Genomic DNA, 24,309 nt, shown 5'->3' on the forward strand with positions numbered 1-24,309 from the left:
AAGTTGCAATCAAAACTCGCCGGACACGGCATTCAGGTGCCTTACGCTCAGGCTAAGGAGATGTTTCGGCAACAGTTCGGCATGTCTCTCGAAGATGTCATGCGCAGCCAGATGAGCGAGTTTGTCGACAAGTTCTTGGGTGGTATTGGCATGATCAAGACACCAGAAGAGTTCCTGACCGAAATTGGCTCGATCCTTATGTGCTTCTCATCCGAACGCTACGACATCGCTGCCATGTGGGCTCACTACGGCGGAAATCACACTGGTGTAGTCGTTGCCTTCGACACTGCCCACCCTTGGTTTATGGAAGAAAAGGGAAAGTCGAAGCTGCAGAAGAGCAAGCATCTGGATGAGCAGAATGACGAGCTATTTGATGATCTACAAGCGGCGTTGTCATCAAAAGGCACGGATTGGGCGTACGAACGGGAATGGCGCATTAACTGCGCGATGAAACAGATCGCGAAGACCATCGACATTGGCCAAGACAAGACTCATCTACGGTCGTTCCCGACCGAAGCAGTCACCGCAGTTATAGTTGGTGCGAAGGCTTCGAGCGCTACCATCGAAGATACTCGCGACATCCTGACGCGAAAGTACCCGCATGCTGGGCTGCAGCGTGCGACCCCTCAAAGAATGGCCTCAACCTTCGATATACACGACATTTGAGGCCGCCAGCTCCGCGCGCCTCCCGGTTTGACAACGTTCATAAGATGGCAACGAGCCACTGAATGAAAGGTTACAGTTGGCAGCCATAAGTTGTCGTGAGACTATTGGTCGATTTGGCATCCTTTGTCTCTTCATCGTAAGGCCAAGTAAGGACCGTCTTGTGGGTTGAGGTCGAGAACCGGCAAATGACTAACTTGCTGCGAACTCATTTCCTATTGTCCTCCGGACGATGAAATCAATGCGAGAAGTGCTGCTGGGCTAATCGGCTTTTCGAGAAACCCAATGGCACCGCCCCTCTCAGCCGCTCGCTTGGTCCGATCATCCGCAAACGAGGTCATCAAGCAGACCGGAGGCCCGTTCTGCTTCCCAAGTTGTTCCAGTAGCTGAAGCCCGCTAGTGCCCGGCATCTTTACGTCGGCGAGCACACAGTGTACGCGCGGAATATCACCGGAGTTTAGAAATTCATCCGCAGAATTGTAGGTCCAGCTTTCGATTCCCATCGCATCGAAGAAGTCGTGCAATGACTCCAGCAGGAACTGATCGTCATCCACGATAGCCACCGTTTTGCTTGTTGTGTGCTGCATTAAACTAAAATCCCAGTATAGACCATGAGGTCCTGTCCCCGCGGTGATCTGTTTATGGAGGAGCGATGTTATTCAGTCGAATCCAGAAGAATGACTGAGTGCCGAACGAGTTCGGCGAGGGAGGTTACCTGCATTTTCCGCATCATGCTGCCGCGATGCAGTTTGACCATGATTTCACTAATCCCTAGTTCGAAGGCTATTTGCTTGTTCATCAGACCCGACACTACAAGGCGCATTACCTGGTTCTCCCGCCGCGTCAGGTTCGCAGCGCGCGCCCTGACCGTATGGTGAAACAGACGTTTTGGGTGATTTTCCAGGTCGATGGCGAAAGCAGCGTTTACTGCATCAAGAAGTTCGCGGGTCAGGAGCGGCTTCTGGAGGAAATCGACAGCGCCCGTTTTCATCGCGACGACACTGGTGGCCACGTCGCCGTAGGCTGTCATGAATACCACGGGGAGATCGTAACCTGATGTTTTGAGCTGCTTTCGGAAGTCGATTCCGCCGACACCTGGCAAGCGGATGTCAACCAAAAGACAACCGCTCGTGTCGCGAGACACTCGGGAAAGGAACGCTGCCGCGTCTGCGAAGGCCTCGGCCTCTATCCCATTAGCTTGGAAAAGGTCCAACAGGGACGATCGAAACAACTCATCGTCTTCGATGATGTGCACGACCTGATGGGTCGAACAAGCAGCGTTAGGGTCGCGGGCAGCAGCGTATGCCATAAGCGGTCCTCCAACCGAAATAGACTACAGGTCCAAGCTTCATTCTATCGTCACCGCTTCATTGGGCAAGTAAACGAACGTTTGCTATGTGGCCCGAGTCACGGTTAACCCGGCTCGCTTTCCACTTGTGCGGGCAGGGGCAGAGCTACAGTAAACTGCGCGCCGGTGCCGTTGTTCCGAGCAGTGATCGTGCCTCCGTGATTTGCGATGATGGAGCGGCATATTGCTAGACCCATTCCCATCCCTTCGGCCTTGCGAGAGAAGAATCCGTCGAAGATCTCGTCGATGTCGTCGGGTGCGATGCCTCCACCTGTATCTTGTACAGATATTTGAACGCCTTCATCACGATCTCCAGTTGTCTCGACAACAATGTCTTGTAGGGAGTTCCCATTTGTCGCGATCGCCTGGATACTGTTGATGAGCAGATTTATTATGACTTGTTGTAGCTGCACCCGGTCACCCACAATTTGTGGAAGTTCACCCTGCAGCCGCATGGTAATCGAAATTCGATGCGCCATGCTCTCAGGTTGCACTAGAAGCACCGCTTCCCGAATAATATCATTCACATTCACAAGCGCGCGTGAGGGTTCTGTTTTGACCGCCATGTCCTTTATTCGGCTGATAACTTGGTTCGCGCGGTGCGCATTTTTCTGGATACGCCCAATAATTGCCCGCAGCTTCGGAAGATTTGAGTCATCTCTCATCAACCATTGAAGTGCCGTCTCGGCATCCGTAGCTACAACAGAGAGCGGTTGCCTGACTTCATGTGCTATGGATGTTACGAGCTCGCCGAGAACGGAGATGCGTGCAGCGTGGGCGAGGTCCGCCTCGATTTTTCGAAATTGCCGTTCAAGCCGACGTTGCTCCGTCACATCGATCATTATGATCAGCGTCTTGTCGAGCTTCTCCGGAAACTGTGGAAAGGTGACGTAAAACAGGACGTCTCTAAGTTCTCCATCGAATGTGCGGATTTTCATTTCCTCGCTGTAGTTGCGGCCGCCTTCGAAATGGGCCATGACGACCCGCGCTCCGGCTTCGGGAGTGCCAGCGAAAAGATATCTCACATCGCTTATAAAGTCCTCTCTACAAGAACCCTTAAAGAGTTTGATCGCGCTCTCGTTCACGTCCGTGACAACGACCGCCTCGCTCGCGAATGCAACCAGATTGGGGTGGTCTCGGAGGTGGACGCTTATATCGGTCACACCTGAAGCCTTCAGCCGCTCAATGACGCCCGTCATTACCCGGGCGTCTACCTGCCAAACCGGAAGTGGCACATTGTCTATTAGAGTCCGATACCGCTGCTCACTGGCAGCCAGGTCCCAGTAGGGTTCTAAATCGCGTAAGGAGCCTTGAATGCATGCCAAGATGGTATTTGCATACCTCGAGCCGTCACGCCAAACTGCGAGAACGTCTTTATCTACCGCTTCCCTAATAATCATCTGATCAGCACCTTGGCCCGAAAGCATCTTGATTGTCATCTGAAGCAATCTATCCTGATGCTTCTTCGGCCAAGAGGCATACGCACTTCCGCCTACGGTCGCTTTGGCCATCTCGTCTCCGGCGAACAATTTCGCGGCGGTCGCGTTCAGATCAATGACGTGAAGATGCTCGGCGATGAGTGCGATATCCTCGTCTGTCAGTTTAGTAAGCTCTGGTCCCACTCGTCTTGCAATCTGATCAAGCGCTGTCGCAGCGAACGAGGCATCGATGCGCCAAACGGCGAGCCAATCCTTTTGAAGACCAACGGGTTGCCGTTCGACATTGTTGGTGTCGGCGATCGAACCGCACTCAATATATCTATCGGTGTTGCCGTTGCGATCCCGACCCGTCCGCACACTAATGTGCACAAGCACTGGCATACCATCACGGTCGGTACGGTGGACCACTCCTTCCCAAAAGCCAACCCTCTTCAGCTCCGTCCAATTAATATTAGCACCTGTGTCCATGAAGACATCTCGAATGCTCTTGCCAATTACCTCGGGCTGAGACCGCCCGTAAAGCAGACCAGCCGCCCGGTTCCAGTAGACGATGTGTCCAAATTGATCATAGACGACTACGCACTCGCTGACCGCCTCCGCGATCTGCGAGTCAAAAAGGTCGTTTTGTTGGATTGCCGATAGCATAAAATTTCTGATCAACCTCAACGATAAACTTCGACCAAACAGCTCGCCTTTCTGAAACCTGCGGTATCTTTTGTGCCCCTGAGCATGGCGTCCGCTAGAACGGCCGCAAAGTATTTTCCGAGTGAGGGTCACCAGCAGATTTAGAAGCTTGTGCTCTCTTTTCTCCTTCAGCGGATCGGCGACGCCTTTGTTATCGTCGGCTCGAGCGCCCTGCGAGGATCGAATAGTGGTGGGAGATCGACATATTTCACCTCGATCTTAGAAAGTGCTGACCGCGCCTGTGCTTCAGTCTCGGCCGCAACGATCGCAATTGCGTCTCCACAGAAACGAACAATTTCTTCACACAGCACCGGCTGATCAGGCGTCACGAGACCAAACCTGTTGATGCCCGGAATGTCGCGTCCGGTAAGGACACAAGCCACTCCTGTCGAAGAAAGCGCATCCTTCACTTCGATTGCAGCCAACCGCGCGTGCGGCCGAGGACTTCGTAGAACCTTGACGTGAAGCATGCCCGGCAGAGATAAATCTGAGGGATAGCGAAATGCGCCACGCGCTTTGTCATAGGCATCCCATTTGACGACGGATTGTCCGATCATACTCATGGTCTCCATGCATGATATGTTGATATAATACGATACGATACGTAGCGGTGCAATATGAAATCGATACGCCCCGTTGCGAAACCGTTGAATACCTATAAAGTGGGTTCAGATGTATCTGACGAGGGTAGCTGTGGGAGAGACTAAACAAGCAGGCCGACCGCGCAGGGAGGAAATCAGCGAAAAAGCACGCGACGCGGCATTACGCCTGGCGCGGGAACTAGGACGCGTCCCCATAAACGGGGTTCATGTGGCGAGCGGATTATGATTCACTCCCCTTGAAGGGAGATCGTCATGCGCCGTCACGAACTGAGCGACGAAGAATGGGCCGTCATCGAGCCGCTGCTTCCCACCAAGAGCCGTGGAGTGAAACGCGTTGATGACCGCCGGGTGATCAATGGTATCCTTTGGCGGTTTAGGACGGGTTCGTCCTGGCGCGATGTGCCCGAGCGCTATGGCCCGCGAACGACGCTCTACAATCGCTTCTCTCGCTGGCGAAAGGCAGGTGTCTGGGATCAACTTCTTGATGCCGTGTCAAAGCGTTATGCGGGTGACATCGTGATGATCGACAGCTCGTGCGTTCGCGTTCACCAGCACGGTGCCAACGCTAAAAAGGGGGCTCTGCCGATCCTTGCATGGGACGTTCCCGTGGCGGCCTGACCACCAAAATCCATGCGCTCGTGGATGCCGATGGGCGGCCTGTTCGTATGGAGCTGACCGCAGGTCAGGCTGCCGACGCTCCCATGGCGGAAAAGTTGCTGAGCGGATTGCGGCCCGGTGCGACGCTTCTTGCGGACAAGGCTTATGACACCGACGCGATCCGTCGCTTTGCCAAGCAACGGAAATGCTGGGCAAACATTCCCGCCAAGGCCAACCGCAAACAGACCTTCAGCTTCAGCCGCTGGGTCTATCGTCAGCGCAACCACGTCGAGCGTTTTTTCAATCGTATCAAACAGATGCGCGGACTTGCCACAAGATATGACCGCCGGGCCGACAACTATCTGGCAGCACTCAAGCTCGCAGCAATAAGGATATGGATTGCATCATTTAACGAGTCCGCGCCCTAGGCGCGGAAAAAGTCACGATGGAAGGCGTCGCTTTACAGTCAGGGGTCGCAAAGACAACCCTGTATCGGCGCTGGCCCAGGGCGAACCCAGATTCGATCTACCGGCAGATCTAGGATCATCGCCAACTGCATCCTGTTGGCGAATGCGCATGTGATACGTACCCTGCCCAAGTCGTCGTGACAAAGCGATGTCAGCCTCCGTTTCACGATAGGCGCGCTCCTGACGGTTGGGGAGAGAAACGATTAAGCATTCCTAGCGAATGAAGTTGTTGTGAGATGCATCGCTTCGTGAGGTGGGTTTGATCCGGGTTTTTGACCGCAGCACCCTACCAAATGGATAGCTGCCCCCGCTAAAATTTTCCCTATAGCCTCCTCGGAAACTCTACGCGATACCTCAGGGTAGGTAAATTTGCCTGCCAAGTGGCGCGATTATCTGATAGGTGCCGCCGCAATGCCGCAACATGTGTACCTCTTAGTCATAACTACTGTTGTCCTTGGTGCAGCGGGAATAATCCTATGGCACCTCCAAGGCCGAAATCGGCCGACAGAGCGGCTGATAATGCAGATAATATGCTTTATCGGCATGTCGCTGACAATTCATCTCGCTAATGTGGTTCCCTTCCGGTTCGAAGCGCCTCATTTTGACGAAAATAGCGCGCTGCTGGTGTCCGCCAAGGTCTTGTGGTGGATACACCTTTCTTGGGCCACGATCGGATTTGTCCGGATTTATATCGTGCTCGAACACAGACCACGGGAAGCGAGACTTGTACAAGATCTCCTAGTTGCCATGGTCTACCTCGGTGTCCTCCTTTCGATACTAGCATTTGTGTTCGGGGTGCCAATCGCGACGCTGCTCGCAACTTCGGGGGTGGTCGCGATCATCCTCGGCTTAGCGTTGCAAAATACGCTAGGGGACGTGTTTTCAGGCGTGGCGCTTACGCTGGGTCGGACGTACGCTATCGGCGACTGGATTTTGCTCGGAGACGGAAGCGAAGGAAGGGTTATCGCAAGCAACTGGCGATCAACTTATCTATTGACGAGCGCAAATAACGTCGTTGTTCTCCCGAACAGCGTACTCGCCAAGCAGAGCCTGACCAATGTCAGCAAGCCGGACGAAACCCATCAGATTGTACTGCCCATCAACATCGTGCCAAACCGATTACCGCACCTCGTCCTTGCGGTCATGCAAGAGGTAGTAAAAGGCTGCAATACTATCGTGCAGAATCCCCCGCCGATAGTCTCGCTCGTTGGCATCAATGGTGCCGCAATCGAAATTCAACTTCTATTTCAAGTAAGGAGTCCGTCCCAGCGGGTTTCGGCGCGTAACGAAGTTGTCGATCTTGTCTACCGACATTGTATCGCGAACAATATCTCCCTCTCGCTTCCCCCCGCGACACAGGCCGTGCAAGACATATCGCCAAAGAAAGATATACAACCCGTTGACTCACTACTCGAAGCGAGCACCGAATTTTCCCACTTGAAGCCGGAAGAGCGGGACAGGTTACTTGCTTCAGCTGTGTGGAAATCATATGAGGCCGGTGAAAAGTTAGCCAACCGCTTTGCTTTAATTGGGACGGGTGTCGTTGAGGTTCGCGGATCTGACGATGAGAGCATTCGACTTGCCGCAGGAGATTCTATTGGCACTTTGGAGCCGCAAGATCAGCTCGCGCGGAATACCGAAGCCCAGGCGATCACGCGGGTTACGGTATACGAAATCGACCGAACTTCGATTTTCGTCGAGTCCTCCACAGGTTCAGGCTTCTCTGTGGCCTCTTAAAGGCTCCACAGACTAGCCGGTGGAGAGGCAGCATGCGCAAACCTCGGTATCGCTCCGCTTCTAGGCTACATTTGCCGAGAGGAGAACAGGGAGGGGAGACACCCCCAGACACTGCCGGGCTCGATCGCCGCCGACGCTCGGATGAGCGCGCTCATGTCTTACAGAGATGGCCTGCTGCCAGCGGTTTGTTCATTTGTTGATTTTCTCGCCGCCGCGCTACCAAGGGTGGCCGCTTTAGAGCCTATTGGTGTGCCACTCCACAATTGACGATAAAGTGATACTCGGTGAAGTGACAGCGGCGGTAGCGCTTGCGGTCGCTGCTTTGACAGTTTTAGGTAGTTTTCAATCAAAGATACGCTTCCGCGCCCGGTCGGCTTGTGTTGCGCGCCATAGAGGCTGGAATGATCATTCGAAAAGTACAGTACATCTTCCTTCTCGTAGTGGCCCTGGCGATCGGGATCATCACGTCATGGTTTGGTTCGTCGATCCTGGGGTTCCTACCGCTTTTCACAATTGTTCTACTTCTTGCTCGCGGGGGTGACTTAAAGGTCGCGAATGTACTGCTCTTCGCTGGCTTGATCGTGTTCGCTACGACGGCAGTTCTGTTTCATGGAGTAATAAGGCAGCAGGCAATATCGTTCACGATACTTTGCGCGGCCACCCTCTGTGTCGCTAGGGCTATTGCTTTCGCGGCGGGAGAAACGGTCACACCGCACGCACGCCCCCTGACAGCACCGGGGAAGTCGAGACAAGATGCGAGCGAGATTGGTACTGGCGTCATGATCCATGAAGCCGATCGGGAGGCTGCTGCGTTCGCCTCTTCGCGCGCGTTCTGGACCGATGTTACACAGGTCATCAGCCTGCGCGTGCGCAAACCTGACGGGAACGTTCGGTGGAGTAAAATCAGGTCAGAACCAAGAGGCAAGTCTGCGGTCGAAGTTGATGAACTTGATACCTCGGGAGATCGGATTGCGTGGTCCGACAGCGCGCCTCCTGAGGTCACCGAACCCGTCGCTGCGGCGAAAAACATCGAGAACCTTTTCGGGAACGGCTGGGCCTTTGACGCCGAAGGAAGGTGGATATACCTGCCCATGTTCGCGCAGACGACGCTCGGCGTCACGCCGGAGCAGCTAAATGAATCGATTGCCGACGGCGTATCTGCCTGGGCAAAACTCCTCCATCCCGATGAACGCGACGAAGTGACTGAGAACTGGCTGCGATCTCTCGGCACTGGGGACCCTTTCAACGCCGAGTTTCGCATTCGGCGAAAAACCGGGTTTGCTTGGGCGCGTAGCGCGGCTCGTTGTGTTCGGGACAGAAGCGGCAACATTGTCGGTTGGTATGGGACATCGATAGACATCGACGTACAGCGTAAAACCATGGAGGTGCTCAACGACCGTGAGCGCGAACTCCTGCAACTGATCAACATGGTGCCGAGCAACATCTGGCGACTCGGACCGGATGGTGAGCCGAACTTCTTCAACACGCGAATGGTTGAGTATCTCGGGACCGACGTCGTGCAAATCGAGAAGGCTGGCCTAAGTCGTCTAGACGCAATGATAAATCTGGCCATCCATCCCGATGATCAAGCCTTTTTCGAGCATCTTTTGAAACAATCGCTACTCACGGGCGATAGCTTCGAATCGAGGTACAGACTGCGGCGTTCAGACGGAACATTCCGATGGATGTCGAGTCGAGCCGTGGCGATGCGTGACCGAGAGGGCCGGATCACACAATGGTACGGGTTGTGTCACGACATTGATGATCAGGTGCACGCGGAGGAAGCACTGCAGCGTAGCGAATGGCATCTCCAGCGGCTGATCGGCGCGTTCCCGGTACACGTATGTAGCTGGACACCAGATGGCAGGCTCTCCTACATCAATCAGCGGTATCTCGAGGACCTAGGCCGTCCGATCACGACCCGCGATGAATTGGCGGCGGCCGTATTGTCGCGCGTTCATCCCGATGAAGTCGCTCAAGTCGCAGAACATATGCAACGGGGCACAAGGGGCGGTGAGCCCTTCTCCGTACGCTACCGTAGACTGGATAAGGACGGGTCCTATCGCTGGACCGACGGTCGGTTCGAGCCTCTTCGCGCCCGAGACGGTGAGATTTCCGAATGGTTCGGCATGACGATCGACGTGGACGACGAGATGAAAGTGCAGCAGTCGCTGCGAGAAAGGGAAAGATCTCTTCAACGCCTCGTCGAGACCCTTCCTGCTTTGATTTATTGCAGCACTCCTGAAGGGAAGCCAATCTACCGAAGCCAGAGGCTTCGTGAGTTCCTGGGTTTCAATATCGAGGACAAGGACAACATCGGCCCTACGAGACTGGAGGGTACGCTCGCGGCCATCATTCATCCTGACGATCTTCCGGCGGTAAGGGAGCGCTATGCTCGGTCGCTCTCCACGGGCATTCCTTACGTAATGAAACACCGCCTGAGACGTTTTGACGGCACCTACCGCTGGGTTGAAACTCGATCGGCGGCGATGCTCGACGAGGAGGGCAAAATCGTACAATGGAATGGTGTCTGCTTGGATATCGACGATTTGATCCGTGCCCAGGAGGAACTGGGCCTCGCACAAAGAAATCTTGCTCGTGCGAGCCAGGCTGCCAGCATGGCGGAACTCACGGCTTCGATCGCGCACGAAGTGGGGCAACCGCTCGCGGCTCTGCTATCGAGTTCTGATGCTTGCCAGCAATGGTTGTCCGCGGACCCGCCGAACCTGGAGCGCGCCCAGAGGGCACTAGACCGAGTTATCAGAAGTGCTAACACCGCGACTGCTGTCGTGACTAGAATACGTGCTCTGTTCAGGCACTCTAACGAGGCCAAATCGACAACGTCACTCGCCGCGGTCGTCGCGGATGCAAGGGAACTTATGGCCGAGGAGGCGGCACGGCGAAGCGTCCGGGTGCAAGCGTCCGTTAGCGAGCATCTTCCCGAGGCGGTACTCGACAGGGTCCAGATCCAGCAGGTATTGGTAAATCTTGTTCGGAACGCAATGGAGGCAATGGACCCGCGCCAAGACGATCGCTTGATCGAGGTCACGGCCGAAGAGGTGGAAGGATGGCTACAGGTTGCGATCAAAGACAGCGGACCGGGTATCCAGAATCCTGAGCGAATTTTCGAACCCTTCTTCACGACCAAAGGGGAGGGAATGGGCATGGGCCTGGCGATTTGCCGGTCTATAGTCGAGGCACACGGAGGACGTTTGTGGGCCGAAAACAATCCGGAGCGAGGGGCCACTTTCTTCTTCACATTGCCGACGGTCGAGGTCGCAGATGCCGCCTGAGTTCGTTCCGTTAGGAGTTGACCGCAGTTTCTAAGGCCGACCGAAGGTCGTTGCTGGTGAATGGCTTGAACAAGCATGTGCCAGCGCGTTTTGCTTCATTGATAACCGTGTGCTGCGCATGTCCGGTCATGAACACGGCGGGTATTTGATTTTTCCGCCGTCTCAATTCGTTGTAGAGCTCGACGCCGTTCATTTCTGGCATTGAAATATCAAGGAGGAGGCAGTCGGCGTCGGTAAGACGAGGAGACACAAGATATTCGCGGGCCGACGAGAAAGTGACTGCCGAGTAGCGGAATACTTCCAGTAGATCGAGGAGAGACTCCCGAACGGACTTGTCATCGATAACAGCGATCAGTGGCGAGTGCTGCATGTTAGGTCGTTCCCGCGAAATATCTGGTGTCGGTCTGGGCAGTTGAGGCATGTTTGCTTCAAGGTGGTGCAGGCGGGAGGGTGAAGCGCCCCCATAGGCCCCTTGGAAGGAACCCTTTGTTGTGATGGAAGCGTTTGGAGCTTTCGGCGGCGAATGCTCAAATCCAATCCAAGTTGTCGATGCGTGAGGTGACGTACGTGTTGCCTGATCGCAGATTATCGGTTGTATGGCCGCGCCTCGCTTGTCGCTGCTTGTCGGCCGTGGACTCTCTTCCAAACCTCGAAGGCAACCCGCCCAGCTGGGGCAGAAGCTATTTCGGTGATCCCCTGGCCTTGTAGCTTTTCCGATATCTTTCGCATCACGGCGTCAGCACTTTGGTGCGCCCATTGTTGTTGCTGGGTTCGGAATTTTGCTTTTTATCGCGTGGTAATTCGGTGGACTGCGGCAACCGGAACTCAGATCGCCGTCGCGCATCCCCAACAGACGTATAGCTACAACAGGGTTTTAATGTGCACCATCATCCCTACGCCTAAAACGCATACAATGTTGGGCTCCCCTGCAAACAAATATTTTGAGATGGACGACAGAACATGACACAGCGGCTTAACTACGCTCAACTTTCACCTGAGCCCTTCAAGGGTCTGATGGCGTTCAGCAATGAAATCAAAAAAGGCTCTATCGAGCAGTCAATCTTGGACCTGGTCGACATCAGGGCGTCGCAAATCAACGGGTGCACTTTCTGCCTGGACATGCACTCCAAAGAAGCGCGGATGCACGAGGAACGGCCGCTACGCCTTCACCACGTCGCCGCTTGGCGGGGTTCGACATTGTTTAGCCCTCGCGAGCGCGCAGCTCTCGCCTGGACTGAAGCGCTTACGAAGCTGCCAGACGGAGGCGTTCCGGAAGACCTCTATAAGAAGGTTCGCGGGCAATTCTCGGAGAAGGAACTCTCCGACCTGACGTTCCAGGTCATGGCGATCAATGCGTGGAACCGCGTTAGCATCGCGGTGAAAGCCGTACCTGGGTCTGCCGATAAGGCCTTTGGTCTCGACAAGGCCGGGCTTGAATAAGGCGTTCTCGACTACAGACAGCCGCTTTCTCCCGCGGTTGTCTGTTCGCGTTTTTGTAGTTACCCGCCCTTTGGTGCCAAAGATGCCGCGTGTGACTGGCCCCGAGACCGACGGCTATTCCTTGCTGCTATGCAGTTATCAAAGGGCCTTCTACTTGGTCCTGGAACGGCTGATCGTGGAGGGAACCGGGCGACGAGTGCCGATCAGCGGAGTATGATGCAAACCAGGCCTGTGGCGTCGGCTCGAAGGTTGGCCCGTATCTGAACCGGAACGAACGTAGATACCGCAGGTAAAGCACGAGCTTCTTTGGCTCTCTTTACCCACTTGCGAACGAGATTGGCGTTGACGCCGTGCTCCAGAGCTAGACGCGAAACCGAAACGCCGGGCTCTAAACACGCTGCGACAAGCCGATCTCGGGAGGCAGGGTCATATCGACGGCGGCCGTCGCGGCCAACAAGCCGCACCTGCAGTTTAGGAGTATCGTCCATGATTTGGTGTCCACCTGTTTTGGTGGACACTTCATGCATCAGAGCACTGTGCTTCAGAAGGTGCACAGAAATTCGCGCTTACCGTTGAACTTCGACGCGTGCCATCAGGAAAATTCAGCTCCGTGAGCACGAAGTCCGGTCTTAGCCGCGTCGAAGCTGCTGTGGTGCGCGCGAGCGTTCGGCATATCGATAGTTGCGACGCAGCGACTTGAAGCCTGGTGACAAGCGGAGCGAGCGTGTCGACATAGGGATCCGCCACGAGCACGCTTCCTCTCATAGCGTTCATACCTTAAGGAAGCTCTAGGGAATCCAAGGCTGAGCCCTTCAGTACAGGCAACAGCGTACTCGTTTCCGGCATTTGCGACCACTATACCATGTTTCTAGTCCTACCCTTTGGCCGGTTCAGGTCCGAAGAAAGTATCCTATAGATCAGCCGGGTAATGGCGCGTAATCGCATTCGCCAGTTGCGCCAGCAGGCAAACGCTCGAAAAGAAGGCCGCCCCGGCTTAAGGGACGGCCTGAGCGGAAAGAGATCCGCTACTCCGGCCGGGGAGGCGGCGGGACCGGAGCTTGCCGCCGATAGTGAGGGGGATCAGAGCGGCGACGATCACAAGATACTCCCGTGCCTGCCTCGGCAATAGTTATACGTTGGTTTGTCGTTTTGGGTCGGCATAGCTCTGCGCGACTGAGTGGAAGCGTTTCGACGCAACAAGGGTTAGTCGTGCGTGGCTTCAACGGCATCCGGCCTGCTTGAGGAATGAAGGCGAAGGTGCTGTGCAATTAGGCGCAACTACATAAACCTAAGTTTGGATTATCGGCGCTTGAAGGCGACCATAAATTGATGACAGCCGTCACCGTGAAGCGCTCGGTTCGGTAACGTCAGAACATAGGTTCGAGCGCGGAAACACCTCACGTATGCGAGTCAGCGTCCTACCGGATGGAAGGTGGCAGGCTAGTGTCCACGCAAGAAAGGAGTGCGTCATGTCGCAGTCAGAAGTCAACACCCTTACCTCGGGTCCGCAGCAGGTAAAAATTCCGTCGGACAACACATTTCATCCCGGCAAACCGGGTACCGAGGAGCTCGTTCCGTCGCGCTACGCGCTGCGGATTGGCGAAATTGACGTTATGGTAGTCAGCGATGGAGTGCTACCGCTCCCCACCCAGATGTTGGGGCACAACGCCGATCCTGCTGTGCGGGCGACATGGATGGAGAACATGTTTCTTCCGCCAGATGCATTTGACTGGCCGCTGAATGCGGTGGTGGTGCGTAGCGGCGCGCAGACTATTCTCGTCGATGCAGGACTTGGGCTGGACCCGGACTTGCACTTACCGAGGGCTGGGCAATTGGTAAAGCGGCTGGAAGCTGCGGATATCGATCTTGGATCCGTAACCGACGTGGTGCTTACCCACTTGCACATGGACCACATCGGCGGGCTTCTCGTCGAAGGAGTTAAGGAGCGGCTACGCCCCGACCTGAAGATCCACGTGGCGGCCTCTGAGGTCAAATTCTGGGAAGCGCCAGATTTCTCCCAAACGAATATGCCGCAGGGTTTTCCGGACGCGCTTAGGGCGACCTCAAAGCGGTTTCTGAACGAATACCACAATCAGCTTCGGATGTTTGATGAGGAGTACGAGGTAGCACCAGGGGTAGTTGCCCGTCGCACTGGCGGACACACACCAGGACACTGCGTCATCCGCTTGGCGTCCGGTGGTGAAGCGTTAACATTCGCCGGAGACGCTGTGTTTCCGGTCGGATTCGATCAACCAGAGTGGCATAACGGTTTCGAGCACGACCCTGAAGAGGCAGCCCGCGTCCGCGTTGATCTTTTGCGGGAACTAGCGGCGACGGGCGAGCTGCTGGTGGCAACCCATCTGCCGTTCCCCTCTATCGGCCGAGTGGCGGTCTCCGGCAAAGCTTTTCGTTGGGTACCGGTCTTCTGGGACTATTAACCTCTAGCGGTCGACGCCAAAATACGGGCCGCCTGCATTAAAACGGCTGACGGTACTCCACGATGCACGCACCGTCCTGCCCATGCATCCGACTGATCCAGCGAGGTTCGGGGAAGCCCGGACCTCGCATCATTTTGGTCGCTGTTCGTCACCACGTGTCGGGGAATTTAAGCAAACGGATGTATAGCTTGGACGTGCACGCCGTCCGCTTATGATCGTGATGACCCCGACGGGAGCGGCGGAACCTGTCCATCGCACTCGGGCCGTCGGTCCCTAACATCACCTAGCGAAGGGCAGCACCATGACCACCACTTCTTACCGCGAGTACGCCATGGATCTGCGAGAGCGGATGCAGAAACTTCGTAGTTCGGACAACGTAAGGGGTACCATGGAGGTTGTTATATTCCGCAATGCCTTTTGCTACAGAAGCTTTGAGGTGGTTGGGAAGGCCTATCGTCGCGACTATCACAGCGGTTCCATCAACACCGAAAGTAAACTGGTGCGGGAGGATGGCCAGGATACCTGCCGGGAAATCGACAGCTTCTTTCTCCTGCCTGAGGTGTACGCCTATTCGGACCGAGCACTTCAGGCGGATAGAAACCCTCTGAAGCACTCACATTGGGATGGCACCCTAGCGCTTATTGAAGTCAAGTACAGCACCGCTGTCACGACCTGGCATCAAAGGATGCTTTTCATCGGCTTCTGCGATCCGATCCATGCAGACTTCGCCATGGCCCTTGACAAGGATATATTCAAAGACGGCAGCTCAGGTGGGACGCGGCTTTTTGAGTGGCGACCTGTAGGCATCCCGCAGATAAACAGATCCGCGGATGCTCAACCAGCTCAACCGAAATGCCCCGCTTCTGGATTCTCTGCACAATCCCTTCCGCCGGGGTGCCGGGAATGCTTGAGCTCGTCCGGTGGATCGCGTTCTCAGACCAAGTGCGCGGGTAGGTTCGCAGTCGACGTTGGCGCTGGCGTGATGGATCTCCCGCTCTCGTCGTAGTCGAATAGGTTCCTCAATGGACAAGGAGTGTCAAGCAGCAACAATTGACACCCCTTTGCCTACTTTGCCGTCACGCTTCCCTCACGCCTGAACGGGCCGACTCCTCTATTTCATAAAATTCAGCTTGCTTCCGCCGGTCGGAGGAATTCCACGCCGCAATATGATGCGGCTGCGCTGGCTAGGTCTGCGCTAACGATTTTCAATTCCTGAGAAAAATCGCCGGGTGTCGGTGATGCGAATGACACGACGGTTTGCTGGGTTTGCAATGCCTTTTCGCATTCTTCCGTCGCGGGATCGTTCAATCGGTTGGACGGTGGGTCTTGTTGGACGGGCTTCCGCCTTTCTCCCATTTGCGTAAACTCGGCGACATGCAGGCCCTGGTGGCCGCGTCAACCTAGAACCGAAACGGGCAACCGACGGCAGCATCGCGCTGCCGATCGTACCCGCATGCTTAGTCAGGAGTGAAGATGCCCAAGGTGTTGATCGTATTCCATTCACGCAATGGATCAACGGAAAGCCTCGCCAATGCGATAGCGGAAGGGGCGCGTTCAAATGGAGCAGAAGTCAGGCTGAGGCGCGCCCGGGAGTTGGTGTCGCGGGAGATCATGGAGTCCGTGCCGGGGTGGGGCGTGGCCGCTGATGCGATGAACGAGAAGTACGAAGCTCCTACGGAGCAGGATGCCGACTGGGCGGACGCGATCGTTTTCGGAACGCCTACCCGATTCGGATCCGTCTCTTCGGAACTGAAAGCTTACATCGACGGGCTAGGGGGCCTCTGGATGCAGGGCAAGCTTAACGGAAAGGCTGGTTCGGTGTTCGGGTCTACTTCCTCCAAGCATGGAGGAAACGAAGCGACGCTGCTGTCGCTGTATGGACCGATGGCCCATCTCGGCCTGATCATCGTCCCTCTCGGCTACTCTGATCCATCCATGTTTGCGGCCGGTACTCCCTACGGCGCGACGCACGTTTCGGCTCGGGACACGGTGGCTCCAGGCGAGGCTGACCTCGCGGTAGCCCGCTACCAAGGCCACCGTGTCGCCCACGTGGCCAGCGCCCTGCTCGAGGCCAGAGCTTCGGCGGAAGACGAACGGCTTTCGGCCTAAACCAGACAACTAAAAAGAGGTGGAGCAATGAATGAGATGATCATCAAAGGCGTTAACAGCCAGACCTTCGTGTCCGCGAATATCCGCCGTACCGAGCACTTCTTTTCCCAACTGCTCGGTCTGCCAGTCGTCAAGAGGACGGTCCACAATCTTGACAGCCGCTTGCCCGTGATCACGTTCGGCTTCGCTGAACATCCTGGCGAAAAAAAGCGGCACGAGACGATCAACTACATTGAATGGAACCCCATCTTCTACATGATGCCTGAAGCCGGTTTCGTCGATCCTCAGCAAGCTGCTGATGGCGTGTCCTCTCCCCGGGCCGGGGATCCGAGGGGTCGCTGGGGCGCTGGTACCAACCACCATCTAGCGCTGCATGTCCCCGACCGAAACGGACTTCTCAAGTGGAAGCGCCGCCTCACTGATCACGGGGTTCACGTAACTGGCCCCTACAACCGCCACTATTTCCACGCCATCTACCTCCGCGACCCGGACGGAGCGATCATCGAAATCGCTACCAGTGAGCCTGGCTTTGGCCACGACGAGGCCGTTTTGGGCTCGGGATTTCGCCCGCAACCGAAGGAGAACCTCATCGGGGGACGCGACGAACTCTCTGTGGCGTCAGAAACCTGGCCCGAGCCTGTGGAGACGATCACTCCGCACTTCGCGCTCCGTGGCTTCCATCACATCACCTCAGTTTCCAGCAACGCTGAGCGGACCGAGAAGTTCTTCGTTGAGACGGTCGGGCTGCACTTGATCAAGAAGACAGATTATCTCGACGAGAAGGGTGGCACCCACTTCTACTATGGCTGCGACGATGACCTCTCGCCGGGCTCAGTGCTGACTTTCTTTGGCCTACCGGGCTATAAGCCGGGGAGACTGGGTACCGGATTGGCTCACCACTTCTCGCTAAATGTCGAAAATGACGCTGCGCTTGCGGACCAGCACGAAAGACTGTCCCGTCTCGGCGTAAACGTCTCCCTAATTCAGGCAACTCCCTACGCGAAGCAATTTTACTTCCGTGATCCTGATGGCCACATTTGCGCGCTGTCGACCCCGAGCGAGTTCGCCATTGATGAGGAGCCGGGCCAGTTGGGCAGGAAGTTGTGCCTGCCCGAAGACCAGGAGGCCGATCGCACCGCTATCGAACGCCATATAGCGTTCCGCCCAGCTCCAGTGCCAGTCCAAGCCTAAGCCAAGCGATTTGGTTCACTAAGCAGGGGAGAGCCCAGATGAGCGAGATTCGTTTCCTTCCCCAGTCCTCGGTGATCTGGGGAAAGGATGTAGTTGCGCCCGCGTTGCGTCAGGTTAGGGACCAATTCACGCAGAAACCGATGCTATTCAGCATCCCGGAATTGGTAGACGTATTGGAGGAAACTGTCGCGCCTGGCCTTGGGGAGACATGTTCAAGGTATCTGGATTTCCCTCCGCATGTTCCCGATTTCGCCGTTGAGGCGGCGTTGGACGCTGCAAAATCTGCAGGAGCGGGTCTGATAGTCGCTTGCGGCGGAGGGTCCGTGCTTGACGCCGCCAAGGCGGTCTCGCATGCACACCACCTGGAAACGGGAAGCTTCCTCCCGATCGTCGCGCTTCCCACCACTCTTTCAGGATCGGAATTCTCTCACTACTTCGGCATAACTGAGACGAGTGGAGGGACTAGGTTCAAGCGCAGTTACGCTGTGCGGGACACGACGCCTCGACACGTCATCATCGACCCCGAACTGATGCGGAGAACACCCAGACCACTCCTGCTCTCGTCCGCCATCAAAGGGCTGGACCACGCACTTGAGGGAATGAGGAAAGTGGGAACGGAGCATCCGCATGCGATCCTGGCGGCTCAAGGGGTTCGCACGTTCCTGTCTGTCCTCGGAAATTGGCCGGAGCAGCTGGAAACGGAAGACGCGTTAGCTAAGGGACTGGTGACGCTCGACGATATTCTCGCGCTCCAGCTCAGCGCGTGGCACTGCTATTTCTACCCCGCCTCGGTTGTTTACGGCCTTAGCCATCGCATCGGCCACATACTTGGCGGGACTTTCGAGTTGCCCCATAGCATGACCTCCTGTGTCACCCTTGCCCCGGTCATGTCCGCTACCTCAGCGTTCTATGGAAGCAAACTGCGCCCATTCGCACCGGAAGCGCACGCAGCTGCCCCGGGAGAGTATTTGGCCCGCATTATAGCCCAGACGGTGAAACATTTAGGCCTGCCTTCCACCCTCAGCGACCTTAGGCTAGCGAGAGAGGCACTGCCCGAGGTCGCGTCTCTTCTGCAGGAAAACTACCCTGACGAGGTCCGTGACCTCGGTCCCGGGGCAGAGGAGAAGCTGCCACCGCTCCTGGAGGCGATGTGGTGAGCGCTGTCGAAAACAACGGTTCGAATGGCCTTCTTACTGCGGATCAATCCGTTAGTGAACTGCTGCTTTCGTTAAGGGAAGGCTGGGTCACCGCACGTTACGCCGCAGAAATGGCGCTCGAGCGCATTCGATCATGCAACGAGAAGATCAATGCCTTCTCGTCCCTATCCAACACCGCACTCGATGAGGCCGACGCCTCGGATGTGCGGCTCCGCTCCGGACGGCAGAGACCCTTGGAGGGACTTCCGATAGCCGTGAAGGACATGATCGACACGCGAGAAATGGAAACGGGGTACGGCTCGGCTGCCTATCTTGGTCACGTCCCTTCTCGTGATGCGGCTGTCGTTGAGCGCCTCCGGCGCGAGGGCGCAGTCGTGATTGGAAAGACAACAACACATGAATTCGCGTGGGGCGTGACGACGGAGAGCGCGGCGCTGGGCGACACGCTTAATCCTTTTGACGGGTCTCGTACACCTGGCGGCTCAAGCGGAGGCGCTGCCGCCGCTATCGCAGCCGGAGCGGTTCGGGTAGGACTTGGAACGGATACGGGAGGCTCTGTTCGGATTCCAGCCTCGCTCTGCGGCACCGTCGGCTACAAGCCCAGTTACGGAGTCATCCCTGTGGAAGGTATCTTTCCGCTTTCCCCATCACTTGACCACGTCGGCATCCTTGGCGTTACGGTTGAGGACGTGAGCATCATCGCGGAGGCATGCGGTATTGACCTGTCCGGGCTTCTCGCAGGTGCTAGCCCTACCTTCGCTTCGGCTCACGAGGAGGCGGCCGTGCCAGCGGAGTATGCAGTTGGATTGGCCTTCCAAGCAGCCTTGGACAGGGTGAGTAGCCGCTACGAACTGCTTCCCGCTCGCGGCGGAGCGGTCACTTCGGAAGCCTATGAAATTTTTGCGTCAACGGTACGCTTCGAGGCTTCAGCAGTACATCTGATGCGACACGGGGTCGATTTTCTGCGGCGTTACTGCTCGAAGGAGACGGCTGATAGAGTAGTGGCCGCAGAAGGCTTAACACTCTCCTCGTATGCCGCGGTACAGGAGCGCCGGAGGATATTTAATGCTCGCTTGTTCGGTCTCTTTCAGGACGCAGAATTCCTTTTACTTCCAACTACACCCTGCATCGCTCCCAAAAGAGGCACAGCTAACTTGTCCATCAATGCCTGGAGTGGCTCCGTCCGGGAGGCGCTTATGGCATACACCTGCGCTTTCAATCTCTCCGGGTGTCCGGCCGTCAGCATCCCAATGCAGCATCCCGAGCTAGCGATGCCCGCAGGTCTACAGATCGTGGGGCGTCCGTGCTCCGATGCCCGCCTTCTACGGGCGGCCGCCGCGTTGGAAAAGCTACTCCGCCCAAGAGCATCAGACTACTAGGAGGACGAACGATGAAAAATCACATCGAGAACAGGACCTGGCCCGCAGGCACACCCGAAGGCCATACCCCCTATAGCGCGTGGTTAAAGGTAGACGAACTGCATTGTCTTCAGCAAACAGTGGGAGATCATCCGGGCGAATATGGGTTCATCGTCACGGTCCACATCTCCGAACTGTGCTGGATGTTGATCATCCGAGAGATGGAAATGGCACAGCAGCAGCTTCGGCAGAACGATATCCGTAAAGCTGTCCGAACCCTACGACGGGTCGTAGGGCATCATGCTCCGCTCAACGCGACGTGGAAGTCGATTTCCTGGATGACGCCAGCCGACCTCCTGTCAATGCTTTCGAAGGTTGTTGAGAAACACGGTCAGGACACGGCTCTTCAAGGCTGGACTTACCGGCATATGGTTTACCTGATGGGCATCAAGCAAGCGGAGCATCTGAGACATTTTGAGCCGCAGCCTCATCGTATGAGGCAGCTTGAGAAGGTTCTGGCGGAACCCAGTCTCTACGATGACGTTATCGCCTACCTTGCACGGCGTGGCTTCTCTATTCCCTCCGACGTCCTCACCAGGAACCCTGCTTCGCCACCGACCTGTTCTCCCGAAGTGGAGGAGGCATGGAAAGCAGTATATGCTTCGTGTGACCAGGACCTGAAGGATCTCGGTGAGGTCCTCGCGGATGTCGCAGAGGAGTTCACCAACTGGAAATACCATCACCTGATGGCTACGCGTCGGACATTCGGCAAGCGAATGGCGTATTTCGGAAGCGAAGGCATCGCGTGGCTGACACCAACGCTGGAAGAACTGCCGTTCCCCGAACTTTGGAGCGCAAGAACTTCGATTGGTGATCCTCAGTCCGGAGAAATTCCATTGGCATGTCCTCATCATAGATAATTGCATCAAGCGGCTCCGGGACTGCCGGTCTTCCGTCCTTACGAAGTGATAGCCAAAGGCGAAGGAAGACGTTATCAATGGATCTTCATATGACGGATCCATTCGATGCTACGACTATATGACAGCCGCCTGTCTGGTAATTCATGGAAGGTCAGGCTTCTTTTAAGCTACCTGGGGACGCCGTTCCAAAGGGTGACGCTCGATCTCGAACGCGGCGACACCAGGGAGCCTTCATTCGTCCAAAAGAGCCGATTCTCACGAATTCCGGTGCTGGAACTCGATGACGGGACCACCATCGTCGAGTCTGCAGCAATCTTGCTCTACCTAGCGGAAGGTTCTCCGTTGCTTCCCGACGATCGTCTGCAACGGGCTGACGTGCATAGCTGGATGTTTTTCGAACAGGCTGATCTCCAGAAGCCCCTTGCTCTTTCTCGGATGTACCGCATCAGGGGGCAGGCCGAAGCAAAAGTCGATGACATGGCGCGAATGCTGACGGAAGGCACCAGGGCTCTGGAAAAACTCGACCGCTGTCTAGACGGTCACCACTGGCTCGTCGGAGAAAACTACTCCTTAGCCGATTTGGCGGTTTTTCCCTATGTGTCGCTGGCCCATGAAGGTGGATTTGATATGCGGCCATTCCCGAATATTGCCCGCTGGCTCGCCTCCGTGAGGAACCAACCAAGATGGATTGACCTGCTGCAGGATGTGCAGACGTAGAGCCGACCTCCGATGATGTCGGCGTTCGCGATACTGAACGATGCGTGCAATCGTTGCGCCTTTTCATCAAGGCTGGTTCTCGTACTCTCGTAGTGCCGTAAGAGCATAAGAAGGGGAATGAGAATGAACGCAAAGATCCAGCATACAGAAACCGATCAGGCCTCCGCTGCGTACTTCGTGGACCGCGTGATGAAAGACCGCACGGCTAAACGAGGTTTCCTCGACAGGGGGGTATCGGTGGATGTCGTTCGGGAGATACTATCCATCGCCCGGTACGCTCCCAGCTCCAGTAACACGCAGCCTTGGCGCTGCTATGTTCTCATGGGCCCATCAAGGGATAGAATAACGGAGAAAGCGGTAGAGATATTTCGTGCTGGACCGGAGAAACTAGCGCCGGAGTACCCGTTTTTCCCCCAGCCGCTGCACGAACCATACTTGAGCAGGTTCAACACGTTCCGTGGGCAGCTGGGTGACGCCGTGGGGGTACCCCGTAGCGATCGATATGGGCGCGCAAAGGACGTCGAGCGCCAGTTTCGCTTCTTTAACGCTCCCGTCGGCCTAATCTTCACCATGGACCGTCGGCTGGAGTGGGCAAGCTTTATCTGCTATGGCTGTTTCCTGCAGAACATCATGCTGGCCGCCAAGGCACGAGGTCTCGACACGTGCGCGCAGCAGATTTGGTCTCTCCAGCATTCTTTGCTGAAGCAAGAACTTAGGATCCCAGACACTGACATGGTGGTCGCGGGTATGTCGCTCGGATACGCGGACAATAGCCGGGCCGAGAACAATATGGCCATAGAGAAGCTCTCGCTGGAAGAAGTCGCTGACTTCGTTCAATAATGGCGCGGTCAATCGCACCGTCCTGCAGACTGCCTTAAGGATTGCGAACGTTCGCGAGACCTGTAAAATTGGCGGCTGGCAGGAGTCTTGATGCTCGACTTACGTGACGTCTACTATTTTGTTCAAATCGTGGATCGAGGTGGGTTCACGGCGGCCGGAAACTCTCTCCGGTTGCCGAAGTCCACACTCAGCCATCGTATGCGTGAACTCGAAATGAATCTTGGTGTTCGCCTTCTTAACCGGACTTCCCGACAGTTCGGCATGACAGAAGTTGGCACCGAGTTCTATCGGTACGCAACACAGGTCCTGCGTGAAGCCGAACTTGCGGAGCAGGTCGTGCGCCAGCGGGTGTCTGAACCCAGCGGGACAATTCGCATAACTACCGCGGTCGAGATCGCGCAGTTTGCCCTAAAGCACCTCCTTCCAACCTTCCTCAACAAGTATCCTAAGGTGCGGATTGTAGAGATCACGACCGATCGGTTGATAGATATTGTCGGTGAAGGTTTCGATCTCGCGCTACGAGGGCATGTGACGCCACTACAGGATTCCGGATTGGTACAGCGCGCGATCGCGAAAGTGCCATGGTGTCTCTTCGCCAGTCCCGGGTATTTGAAAGAGAAGGGTACCCCGATCGCGCCCGAGGATCTGGTCCGACATGAGACGATCTCGATGGTCGGCCGAACCAGTGGTGTTTGGAAATTGCAGAACGGTGAGGGCACCATGCTTGAGATCGCCGTTGATCCGAGATTTCTCAGCAACAACATGGTGGCGCTGAAGGAAGCGGCCTGTGCCGATCTCGGGATCGCGGCGCTACCGGGCTATATATGTAAGGACGAACTGGCCGACCGTAGGCTAGTTCAGCTCATGCCGGGCTGGATCACAGCGGACGCCCGAATGTCCGCCGTGATGCCGCACAGAGAAGGACTTCCGCCTGCCGTGCGCGCTCTGGTGGACTTCCTAGCGGCCGAGATACCGAAGATCACGGAGTTCTCGGAAGACGCCGTCCGATGGTAGCAAGCTAGCGTCCCTGCGCGCTGAGCCGTTGTTGCGAAGTCTCTTGACGGCATTCAGGCAATCCAGGTTGGCAATTAATTGTTGTCGAAGCAAGGCCGCGCAGGTGTCGATACTGACGCCCCGATCCAGTGGAAACGTTCGGGACGGCCGGACGGAGACGCCTCTCTCCACCTTTGCTGGCAAGTCTGACAGAGGTTGTGATCGGGAACCCTTAGCATCACGCTCAACATTTTCGCATGCCTGCAACTAGCACGGACCAAACCACCGTATAGCTGTCCCGGCAGCAGCAGATGCT

Annotated in this window: 20 protein-coding genes and 1 pseudogene; 15 read left to right on the plus strand and 6 right to left on the minus strand. The window is 56.1% G+C overall.

The features are described 5' to 3' along the window. The first annotated feature begins 3 nt into the window (after window positions 1-3). Window positions 4-666 carry a DUF2971 domain-containing protein gene (locus AGR1_RS03270; RefSeq protein ID WP_149146168.1) on the plus strand — a complete coding sequence of 221 codons (663 nt, stop codon included), beginning with the start codon at window positions 4-6 and terminating at the stop codon, window positions 664-666. Between the two features lie 212 nt (window positions 667-878). Here the strand turns inward: AGR1_RS03270 and AGR1_RS03275 are convergent, their stop codons facing one another. From AGR1_RS03275 to AGR1_RS03290, 4 genes are all read right to left on the minus strand, one after another. After that, entirely contained in the window at window positions 879-1,250 is a 372-nt protein-coding gene (locus AGR1_RS03275; RefSeq protein WP_108082201.1) for a response regulator, read from the minus strand. A gap of 68 nt (window positions 1,251-1,318) precedes the next feature. Beyond that, window positions 1,319-1,972 (minus strand): response regulator, encoded by a 654-nt coding sequence (locus AGR1_RS03280; protein WP_149146169.1) that lies wholly within the window; start codon window positions 1,970-1,972, stop codon window positions 1,319-1,321. A 104-nt stretch (window positions 1,973-2,076) separates the two neighbouring features. Continuing rightward, window positions 2,077-4,095, minus strand: a complete 2,019-nt coding sequence (locus tag AGR1_RS03285) for an ATP-binding protein (protein WP_149146170.1) — start codon at window positions 4,093-4,095, stop codon at window positions 2,077-2,079. Between the two features lie 167 nt (window positions 4,096-4,262). Next, window positions 4,263-4,691 (minus strand): hypothetical protein, encoded by a 429-nt coding sequence (locus AGR1_RS03290; protein ID WP_210248732.1) that lies wholly within the window; start codon window positions 4,689-4,691, stop codon window positions 4,263-4,265. A 291-nt stretch (window positions 4,692-4,982) separates the two neighbouring features. Here AGR1_RS03290 and AGR1_RS03295 point away from each other — a divergent pair. The 3 genes from AGR1_RS03295 to AGR1_RS03310 all read left to right on the plus strand — a co-directional run bounded on the left by AGR1_RS03295 (window position 4,983) and on the right by AGR1_RS03310 (window position 10,830). Then, window positions 4,983-5,761, plus strand: a protein-coding gene (locus AGR1_RS03295; protein ID WP_246666603.1) for an IS5 family transposase whose coding sequence is annotated in 2 segments (ribosomal slippage) — window positions 4,983-5,309 and window positions 5,312-5,761 — 777 coding nt in all. Because the reading frame shifts where the segments join, the coding sequence is not laid out codon by codon here. A gap of 582 nt (window positions 5,762-6,343) precedes the next feature. After that, window positions 6,344-7,537, plus strand: coding sequence for a mechanosensitive ion channel family protein (locus AGR1_RS03305; RefSeq protein ID WP_187772032.1), 1,194 nt, complete (start codon window positions 6,344-6,346; stop codon window positions 7,535-7,537). A 401-nt stretch (window positions 7,538-7,938) separates the two neighbouring features. After that, the gene (locus AGR1_RS03310) at window positions 7,939-10,830 is read left to right on the plus strand and encodes a PAS domain-containing protein (RefSeq protein WP_149146174.1); all 2,892 of its coding nucleotides are present in this window, start codon (window positions 7,939-7,941) and stop codon (window positions 10,828-10,830) included. 10 nt (window positions 10,831-10,840) lie between these two features. Here the strand turns inward: AGR1_RS03310 and AGR1_RS03315 are convergent, their stop codons facing one another. After that, on the minus strand, window positions 10,841-11,200 hold the full coding sequence (locus tag AGR1_RS03315) for a response regulator (RefSeq protein ID WP_149146175.1): 360 nt from the start codon (window positions 11,198-11,200) through the stop codon (window positions 10,841-10,843). Between the two features lie 590 nt (window positions 11,201-11,790). Between AGR1_RS03315 and AGR1_RS03320 the strand changes: the two genes are divergently transcribed. Then, a complete protein-coding gene (locus AGR1_RS03320) occupies window positions 11,791-12,270 on the plus strand; it encodes a carboxymuconolactone decarboxylase family protein (RefSeq protein WP_108081846.1) in 480 nt (159 codons plus the stop codon). Window positions 12,271-12,527: 257 nt separating this feature from the next. Here the strand turns inward: AGR1_RS03320 and AGR1_RS03325 are convergent. Continuing rightward, window positions 12,528-12,761, minus strand: a pseudogene (locus AGR1_RS03325) (transposase); the annotation flags it as partial. A 978-nt stretch (window positions 12,762-13,739) separates the two neighbouring features. Between AGR1_RS03325 and AGR1_RS03330 the strand changes: the two are divergent. The 10 genes from AGR1_RS03330 to AGR1_RS03375 all read left to right on the plus strand — a co-directional run bounded on the left by AGR1_RS03330 (window position 13,740) and on the right by AGR1_RS03375 (window position 24,014). Continuing rightward, complete coding sequence (locus tag AGR1_RS03330; RefSeq protein WP_108081890.1) at window positions 13,740-14,708, plus strand: MBL fold metallo-hydrolase; 969 nt, start codon at window positions 13,740-13,742, stop codon at window positions 14,706-14,708. A 301-nt stretch (window positions 14,709-15,009) separates the two neighbouring features. Next, complete coding sequence (locus tag AGR1_RS03335) at window positions 15,010-15,714, plus strand: hypothetical protein (RefSeq protein WP_108081848.1); 705 nt, start codon at window positions 15,010-15,012, stop codon at window positions 15,712-15,714. A 467-nt stretch (window positions 15,715-16,181) separates the two neighbouring features. Beyond that, window positions 16,182-16,817 carry an NAD(P)H:quinone oxidoreductase gene (wrbA, locus tag AGR1_RS03340; protein ID WP_210248733.1) on the plus strand — a complete coding sequence of 212 codons (636 nt, stop codon included), beginning with the start codon at window positions 16,182-16,184 and terminating at the stop codon, window positions 16,815-16,817. A 27-nt stretch (window positions 16,818-16,844) separates the two neighbouring features. Further along, window positions 16,845-18,008, plus strand: a complete 1,164-nt coding sequence (locus AGR1_RS03345) for a VOC family protein (protein WP_149146177.1) — start codon at window positions 16,845-16,847, stop codon at window positions 18,006-18,008. Window positions 18,009-18,046: 38 nt separating this feature from the next. Further along, entirely contained in the window at window positions 18,047-19,165 is a 1,119-nt protein-coding gene (locus tag AGR1_RS03350; protein ID WP_149146178.1) for an iron-containing alcohol dehydrogenase, read from the plus strand. Beyond that, window positions 19,162-20,544: an amidase gene (locus AGR1_RS03355; protein WP_149146179.1), complete on the plus strand. Its 1,383-nt coding sequence runs from the start codon at window positions 19,162-19,164 to the stop codon at window positions 20,542-20,544. The genes AGR1_RS03350 and AGR1_RS03355 overlap by 4 nt, the downstream gene beginning before the upstream one ends. An 11-nt stretch (window positions 20,545-20,555) precedes the next feature. After that, entirely contained in the window at window positions 20,556-21,443 is an 888-nt protein-coding gene (locus AGR1_RS03360; protein WP_108081853.1) for a tryptophan 2,3-dioxygenase family protein, read from the plus strand. Between the two features lie 105 nt (window positions 21,444-21,548). Next, window positions 21,549-22,160: a glutathione S-transferase family protein gene (locus AGR1_RS03365; RefSeq protein ID WP_149146180.1), complete on the plus strand. Its 612-nt coding sequence runs from the start codon at window positions 21,549-21,551 to the stop codon at window positions 22,158-22,160. Window positions 22,161-22,283: 123 nt separating this feature from the next. After that, window positions 22,284-23,000 (plus strand): nitroreductase, encoded by a 717-nt coding sequence (locus AGR1_RS03370; protein WP_108081891.1) that lies wholly within the window; start codon window positions 22,284-22,286, stop codon window positions 22,998-23,000. A 90-nt stretch (window positions 23,001-23,090) separates the two neighbouring features. Then, window positions 23,091-24,014: a LysR substrate-binding domain-containing protein gene (locus AGR1_RS03375; RefSeq protein ID WP_149146181.1), complete on the plus strand. Its 924-nt coding sequence runs from the start codon at window positions 23,091-23,093 to the stop codon at window positions 24,012-24,014. Window positions 24,015-24,309 lie beyond the last annotated feature (295 nt).

Origin of the sequence: Agrobacterium sp. B1(2019), assembly GCF_008274755.1 — a bacterium.
GTDB lineage: Bacteria > Pseudomonadota > Alphaproteobacteria > Rhizobiales > Rhizobiaceae > Agrobacterium > Agrobacterium salinitolerans.

What these genes read in the sequence shown, in the direction of transcription:
- AGR1_RS03275 (WP_108082201.1), bottom strand. Translation starts at nt 1,250, where the DNA reads ATGCAGCACACAACAAGCAAAACGGTGGCTATCGTGGATGACGATCAG.
- AGR1_RS03280 (WP_149146169.1), bottom strand. Translation starts at nt 1,972, where the DNA reads ATGGCATACGCTGCTGCCCGCGACCCTAACGCTGCTTGTTCGACCCAT.
- AGR1_RS03285 (WP_149146170.1), bottom strand. Translation starts at nt 4,095, where the DNA reads ATGCTATCGGCAATCCAACAAAACGACCTTTTTGACTCGCAGATCGCG.
- AGR1_RS03290 (WP_210248732.1), bottom strand. Translation starts at nt 4,691, where the DNA reads ATGATCGGACAATCCGTCGTCAAATGGGATGCCTATGACAAAGCGCGT.
- AGR1_RS03305 (WP_187772032.1), top strand. Translation starts at nt 6,344, where the DNA reads ATGTCGCTGACAATTCATCTCGCTAATGTGGTTCCCTTCCGGTTCGAA.
- AGR1_RS03310 (WP_149146174.1), top strand. Translation starts at nt 7,939, where the DNA reads ATGATCATTCGAAAAGTACAGTACATCTTCCTTCTCGTAGTGGCCCTG.
- AGR1_RS03315 (WP_149146175.1), bottom strand. Translation starts at nt 11,200, where the DNA reads ATGCAGCACTCGCCACTGATCGCTGTTATCGATGACAAGTCCGTTCGG.
- AGR1_RS03320 (WP_108081846.1), top strand. Translation starts at nt 11,791, where the DNA reads ATGACACAGCGGCTTAACTACGCTCAACTTTCACCTGAGCCCTTCAAG.
- AGR1_RS03330 (WP_108081890.1), top strand. Translation starts at nt 13,740, where the DNA reads ATGTCGCAGTCAGAAGTCAACACCCTTACCTCGGGTCCGCAGCAGGTA.
- AGR1_RS03335 (WP_108081848.1), top strand. Translation starts at nt 15,010, where the DNA reads ATGACCACCACTTCTTACCGCGAGTACGCCATGGATCTGCGAGAGCGG.
- wrbA (WP_210248733.1), top strand. Translation starts at nt 16,182, where the DNA reads ATGCCCAAGGTGTTGATCGTATTCCATTCACGCAATGGATCAACGGAA.
- AGR1_RS03345 (WP_149146177.1), top strand. Translation starts at nt 16,845, where the DNA reads ATGAATGAGATGATCATCAAAGGCGTTAACAGCCAGACCTTCGTGTCC.
- AGR1_RS03350 (WP_149146178.1), top strand. Translation starts at nt 18,047, where the DNA reads ATGAGCGAGATTCGTTTCCTTCCCCAGTCCTCGGTGATCTGGGGAAAG.
- AGR1_RS03360 (WP_108081853.1), top strand. Translation starts at nt 20,556, where the DNA reads ATGAAAAATCACATCGAGAACAGGACCTGGCCCGCAGGCACACCCGAA.
- AGR1_RS03365 (WP_149146180.1), top strand. Translation starts at nt 21,549, where the DNA reads ATGCTACGACTATATGACAGCCGCCTGTCTGGTAATTCATGGAAGGTC.
- AGR1_RS03370 (WP_108081891.1), top strand. Translation starts at nt 22,284, where the DNA reads ATGAACGCAAAGATCCAGCATACAGAAACCGATCAGGCCTCCGCTGCG.
- AGR1_RS03375 (WP_149146181.1), top strand. Translation starts at nt 23,091, where the DNA reads ATGCTCGACTTACGTGACGTCTACTATTTTGTTCAAATCGTGGATCGA.